Genomic DNA, 5,488 nt, shown 5'->3' with positions numbered 1-5,488 from the left:
CGTGCAGTTCGACATGGATGCGCGAACCGTCGGCGGAGACGACGGCCAGTTCGCGCACGGGCACGGGCGGGGTGTTCGCGAGGTGCGTCAGCCGGCTCATCGTGCGGCCTCCTCGGCCACGGCCTGTGCCGCCGGGCGGGTGACGGGGGGACGGACGACGTCGTACTCACCCAGGTCGACCGAGCGCGTCGCCCGCCGGAATTCGGCCGTCGTACCCGGCCAGACGGTGGTGTTGCGCCCGTTGTCGTCGAGATACCAGCTGGTGCAGCCGCCGGTGTTCCAGACGGTCCGCTTCATCCGGTCCTGGACCCGCCGGTTCCAGGCGGTGACGGCGGAGGGCCGCGCGTCGAGCGCGGCGCGCCCGCCCAGGACGTCCAGCTGGCGCAGGTAGTCGGCCATGTAGTTCAGCTGGGACTCGATCATGAGGATCATGGAGGAGTTCCCGAGCCCCGTGTTGGGGCCGATGATCGTCATCCAGTTGGGGAAGCCCGCCGCGGTCGCACCCCGCAGCGCCTGCATCTCGTCCTTCCAGGACTCGGCGAGGGTGATGCCGTCGGCGCCGACGACCCGGGTGGCGATCGGCATGTCCGTCACGTGGAAGCCCGTGCCGAGGATGATCACGTCGGCCTCGGTCCGCGTACCGTCCGAACCGACCAGGGTGGAGCCCCGCACCTCGGACAGGCCGGAGGCGACCACATCCACATTCGGCTGCGCGAGCGCCGGGTAGTAGGTGTTGGAGAGCAGGATGCGCTTGCAGCCGATGCGGTACGAGGGGGTCAGCTTGGCCCGCAGCGCGGGGTCCTTGACGGCCCGCGCCATGTTCGACTTGGCTATCGTCTCGACGAGCCCGAGCTGGTCGGGGTGCTTGGTGAAGGCGCCCACCTGCAACTCCCTTATGCCCCACAGGAGTCCGCGGCGCGCGGTGGCCGTGAAGGGGAGCGCGCGGTGCAGCCACTTCTCGGCGGCGCTGATGGCCCGGTCCATGCGCGGCATCACCCAGGGCGGGGTCCGCTGGAAGAGGGTGAGCCGGCCGGCCTTCGGCTGGATCTCCGGGACGATCTGGATCGCGGAGGCGCCGGTGCCGATCACGGCGACGCGCTTGCCGCTCAGGTCGTAGTCGTGGTCCCACCGCGCGGAGTGGAAGACCTTGCCGGGGAATTCGGCGAGCCCCGGGATGTCCGGCAGTTTCGGGTCGGAGAGCGGACCGGTGGCGGACACGACCGCGTCGGCGGTGATCGTGGAGCCGTTCGCCGCCTCGATCACCCAGTGCAGCTCGTCGTTGTCCCAGCGCATGACCGTGACTTCGTGATCGAGCCTGATGTGCGGGCGCAGCCCGAAGGTGTCGGCCACGTGCTCCAGGTAGGCGCGTATGTGCTGCTGCCCGGAGAAGGTGCGCGGCCAGTCGGGGTTGGGCGCGAAGGAGAAGGAGTACAGGTGGGACGGTACGTCGCAGGCACAGCCCGGGTAGCTGTTGTCGCGCCAGGTGCCGCCCACGGCACCGGCCCGTTCGAGGACCAGGAAGTCGGTGATGCCTTCGCGGCGGAGCCGGACCGCGGCTCCGAGGCCCCCGAATCCGGATCCGATCACCGCCACTCGTACGTGTTCGTGCTGGGCCATGCTGCCGCCTCCCCGCGGTACGTGACACGACTCTGCCAGCAATCACTGGCATGGTTGGGAGGGTAGAGCAGCGCCGTACTGATGGGTAGGGGGCGGACCGAGGAAAGTTACCGGCGGTACAACATAGGGTGCGGGTGTGGCTGAAGGACGCGAGCACCGTGAGTACCGCATGGAGGAGCTGGCCGAGGAGGCCGGTATCCCCGTGCGCACCCTGCGCTTCTACCGGGAGCGCGGCCTGATCCAGCCGCCCCGCCGCGAAGGCCGCATCGCCTGGTACGACGACCACCACCTGGCCCGGCTGCGCACCATCACGGGCCTGCTGGAGCGGGGTCACACCCTCAACGGCATCGCCGACCTCGCCAGCACCTTCGACAGCGGCCGTGACGTCGCCGAGGTGCTGGGCCTGGGCGAACCGACCGAGGAGACCCCGGTCAGACTCACGCCCGAGCAGCTCGCCGACTACTTCCAGGACCAGGCCACGGCGGAGAACCTCGCCGCCGCCATGGAGCTGGGCTACCTCGGTATAGACGGCGACGAGATCGTGCACATCAGCCGGCGCCTGCTGGAGGCGTCGTCCGAGCTGGTGCGGGCCGGAGTCCCGCTCGACGCCGTGCTCACCTCGGGCCGCCGGGTCCGCGAGCACGCCGACGCCCTCGCCGACCTCTTCGTGCGCGTCCTGCGCACGCACACCGCGCAGACCGAACCGGAGCAACTGCGCACGCTCGCCCAGGCGGTGGTGGACGCCGAGCTCTCCATGGCCCTCGACCGCCGGCTGCGGAAGGACGGCGGTCCGGACGGGCAGCCGGAGGAGGAGTCCTAGTACCGGGTCGGCCGAGGTCCACCCCGCCCCCCGGCACGCCCTCCCGCCGCAGCGGCCGAAAGCCCGCGCACATCCCGTACGAGGCCTTCCGGCCGGCACCCCGGGAGCACGCGCCGGACGCCGCTCCTCGGCGGACAGACCTTGACCGGCGCGGCCCTAGCGTTCGTAGGTGACCGTCACCGGCGCGTGGTCGCTCCACCGCTCGCCGTGCGTGGCAGCGCGCTCCACCCAGGCCTTCACCGCACGGCCGGCGAGGCCGGGGGTGGCCACCTGGTAGTCGATCCGCCAGCCCGCGTCGTTGTCGAAGGCCCGGCCGCGGTAGGACCACCAGGAGTACGGGCCCTCCTCCTCCGGGTGCAGCGCCCGCACCACGTCCACGTACGCCGCCTCGTCGAACACCCGGGTCAGCCACTCCCGCTCCTCGGGGAGGAAGCCGGAGTTCTTCTTGTTGGCCTTCCAGTTCTTGAGGTCGGCCTCGCGGTGGGCGATGTTCCAGTCACCGCACACGACCACCTCACGCCCCTCGGCGGCCGCCCGCCCCTTCAGCCCCTGGAGATAGGGGAGGAAGGCCGCCATGAAACGCTCCTTCTCCTCCTGCTTCTCCGTGCCGGCCTCGCCGGAGGGCAGATAGAGACTGGCGACGGTCACACCCGGGAGATCGACCTCGGCATAGCGGCCCGCGGTGTCGAATTCGTCACTTCCCGGGACATCGAACCCGCCGAACCCGATCTGGACGCGCTCCGGCGCGTGCCGCGTGTAGACGGCGACCCCCGCGCGCCCCTTGGCCGCGGCCGGGGCGTACACGACATGCCAGCCCTCGGGTTCACGTACCTCTTCGGGGAGTTGCCGCGTTTCGGCGCGGACCTCCTGGAGGCAGATCACATCGGCGTCGGTCTGCGCCAGCCACTCGACGAAGCCCTTCTTCGCGGCGGCACGGAGCCCGTTCACGTTCACGGAGGTAACAGTCAGCATCCAGGTACAGTACCTACACGCACCCACTGCATACATGTACGATACATCGCATGTATATCCGTATCCGGCCCTTCGACCACCCCGACGCCGTCAAACTCAACGACCTGGTGCAGCTCGAATATGCCGAGCGCTACGGCGACGAGGGCGACGTCACACCGCTCGACGCCACGATGTTCGACCCGCCTCGCGGACTGTATCTGCTCGCCTACGACGAGCAGGACCGCCCCGTCGCCACCGGCGGCTGGCGCAGCCAGGAGCAGAACGCGGAGGGCTACTCCGACGGCGACGCCGAGATCAAGCGGATGTTCGTGATCGCCGAGGGCCGCGGCCAGGGCCTCGCGCGCCGCATCCTCGCCGCCCTGGAGGCCGACGCCCGCGCGGCGGGTCGCACCCGCATGGTCCTGGAGACCGGAAACCAGCAGCCCGAGGCGATCGCGCTCTACACATCGAGCGGCTACACACGCTGCGAGAAGTTCGGCCACTACCGCACGTACGACAGCAGCATCTGCATGGCCAAGCCGCTGTGACGGCCGCTCCGCACCACCCGCGCCGCACCCCGTAGAACCCGCTCCGCCCGTACACCGGCACGGGCTCCTCCCGGTGCCCCTCAACAGCCGTCACCGGGAAGGCAGGTGAGCGAGGGCGGCCCAGGCCACCGGGTGGCCGCCCCGACGGAGCCCACCCTGCCCCCACCTCAGCCGCGCCACCGCTCCCGCAGGTGCCAGGCAAGACGCTCGCGCAGATGGTGACGCCACAGCCACCACGGCAGCAGGCGGTGCGGCACGTAGGCCCAGAGGTCGTCGTCGGCCTCGTTGCCCCGGGGGTGAGACCTGAGGAGCTCCAGGCAGCGGCGGTCCACCGTGCCGTGCAGCCGGGCCACATGGGCCAGAGCGACGCGCGCCTGGTGACGCAGCCCTTCGTCCGCCGACCCCAACGCCCTGGCCACCCTGGGCAGGACGGCTTCCGCGTCAGGGTGCTGCAACGCCAGACCGATCACCGCGACCCCCACCAGATCCTCGCCCCGGTCGAAAGCCGCGTCGACCTCCTCGGGCCGGTCGGTCCCCAGCAGGGCCGAGCCGCTGCGCCAGTTCATGCCCCGCCCGGAGGCGGCACGGCCGACAAGGAACTCCGCCCGCCCCGCTGCCGACGGCCGCGGTACCCCGCCGTCGAAGTCGAGCACCGGACGCACCACGCCGGCGCCCAGCCGGCCGAGCAGACGGTCACGTTGCCCGTCAGGACGCGAACAGGCCCAGCTCACGGCCAGATGAGCCCAGACCCGTCCGGCGTCGGCACACCCGTCCGCAAGCCGGCGGCACAGAACACCGAGCTCCGGCGCGGAGGGATCGAGCGCGGCGATGCCGTCGAACTCCCCGGCGAGCTCGCGCAGATCGCACCGGCGCAGAAAGGCGAGACGGACGGCGTCCTTCGCACTCACCCAGCCGGACACATACCCGCAGGCGACTTCCGCCGGCTCCAGTGCCACGGCGTACCGCACGAACTCCGCGGGGACACGGAAGGGGGCACCACCGGTTTCCTCGGACATAGCGGCCGACCCTACCGGCGGCCCGCCTCACGGGCGGGCGAGGGCCGCCCCGGAAGACCCCGGCCGTCCGAGAACGCCACGCGTCCCGCTCCCCGTGCCGTTCCGACGCGGACCGTCACGCTTCCCGACGCCCCGGCAGACCGACGTCACTCAAGCAGGAGCTCGAACGACGAGATCCCGGTCAGATGGTGACCATCTGACCGGGATCTCGTGTGTGCGGTGGACCTGTGGGGATTTGAACCCCAGACCCCCTCGATGCGAACGAGGTGCGCTACCAGACTGCGCCACAGGCCCTTGCAACGAGTGAAACTCTAGCACCCTCATCGGGGTGCTCGGAAATCCGTATCCCGGCAGGTCACCGAGCCGGGTTCTCCGCCGGCCTCACTCGTTGGCCGCGCGCGGCCGGTCCTCGTCGTCGTACTGGTCGAAGAGGGGCGTCCGGCCGCGGTCACGGGTGCGCTTGGGTGCGCTGCCGCGGCGGCGCGGGGCCGGGCCGGCCTCGGGCGTGGCGGTGTCATGGCTGCCCGTCCGGGTGG

5 protein-coding genes, 1 tRNA gene and 1 pseudogene are annotated in these 5,488 nt (G+C 71.0%); 2 read left to right on the top strand and 5 right to left on the bottom strand.

Features of this window, described 5'->3' with window-relative positions:
• Both VN520_RS04850 and VN520_RS04845 read right to left on the bottom strand, forming a co-directional pair.
• Window positions 1–100, bottom strand: a pseudogene (locus tag VN520_RS04850) (alpha/beta hydrolase); the annotation flags it as partial.
• On the bottom strand, window positions 97–1,617 hold the full coding sequence (locus VN520_RS04845; RefSeq protein ID WP_325745582.1) for an NAD(P)/FAD-dependent oxidoreductase: 1,521 nt from the start codon (window positions 1,615–1,617) through the stop codon (window positions 97–99). The pseudogene VN520_RS04850 and the gene VN520_RS04845, both read right to left, overlap by 4 nt.
• Before the next feature lie 169 nt (window positions 1,618–1,786).
• Here VN520_RS04845 and VN520_RS04840 point away from each other — a divergent pair, with 169 nt between their 5' ends.
• The gene (locus tag VN520_RS04840) at window positions 1,787–2,437 is read left to right on the top strand and encodes a MerR family transcriptional regulator (RefSeq protein WP_325745583.1); all 651 of its coding nucleotides are present in this window, start codon (window positions 1,787–1,789) and stop codon (window positions 2,435–2,437) included.
• Window positions 2,438–2,593: 156 nt separating this feature from the next.
• On the opposite strand, the gene VN520_RS04835 is transcribed toward VN520_RS04840, so the two are convergent.
• Window positions 2,594–3,409, bottom strand: a complete 816-nt coding sequence (locus tag VN520_RS04835; RefSeq protein ID WP_325745581.1) for an exodeoxyribonuclease III — start codon at window positions 3,407–3,409, stop codon at window positions 2,594–2,596.
• A 50-nt stretch (window positions 3,410–3,459) separates the two neighbouring features.
• On the opposite strand from VN520_RS04835, the gene VN520_RS04830 reads away from it, so the two are divergent.
• Window positions 3,460–3,936 carry a GNAT family N-acetyltransferase gene (locus tag VN520_RS04830; RefSeq protein WP_325745580.1) on the top strand — a complete coding sequence of 159 codons (477 nt, stop codon included), beginning with the start codon at window positions 3,460–3,462 and terminating at the stop codon, window positions 3,934–3,936.
• Window positions 3,937–4,103: 167 nt separating this feature from the next.
• On the opposite strand, the gene VN520_RS04825 is transcribed toward VN520_RS04830, so the two are convergent.
• Window positions 4,104–4,952 carry a hypothetical protein gene (locus VN520_RS04825; RefSeq protein WP_325745579.1) on the bottom strand — a complete coding sequence of 283 codons (849 nt, stop codon included), beginning with the start codon at window positions 4,950–4,952 and terminating at the stop codon, window positions 4,104–4,106.
• Between the two features lie 220 nt (window positions 4,953–5,172).
• A tRNA-Ala gene (locus VN520_RS04820) sits at window positions 5,173–5,246 on the bottom strand.
• Window positions 5,247–5,488 lie beyond the last annotated feature (242 nt).

Origin of the sequence: Streptomyces sp. (assembly GCF_035563135.1) — a bacterium.
Classification (GTDB): Bacteria; Actinomycetota; Actinomycetes; order Streptomycetales; family Streptomycetaceae; genus Streptomyces.
This window is presented reverse-complemented; position numbering and strand designations above follow the sequence as displayed.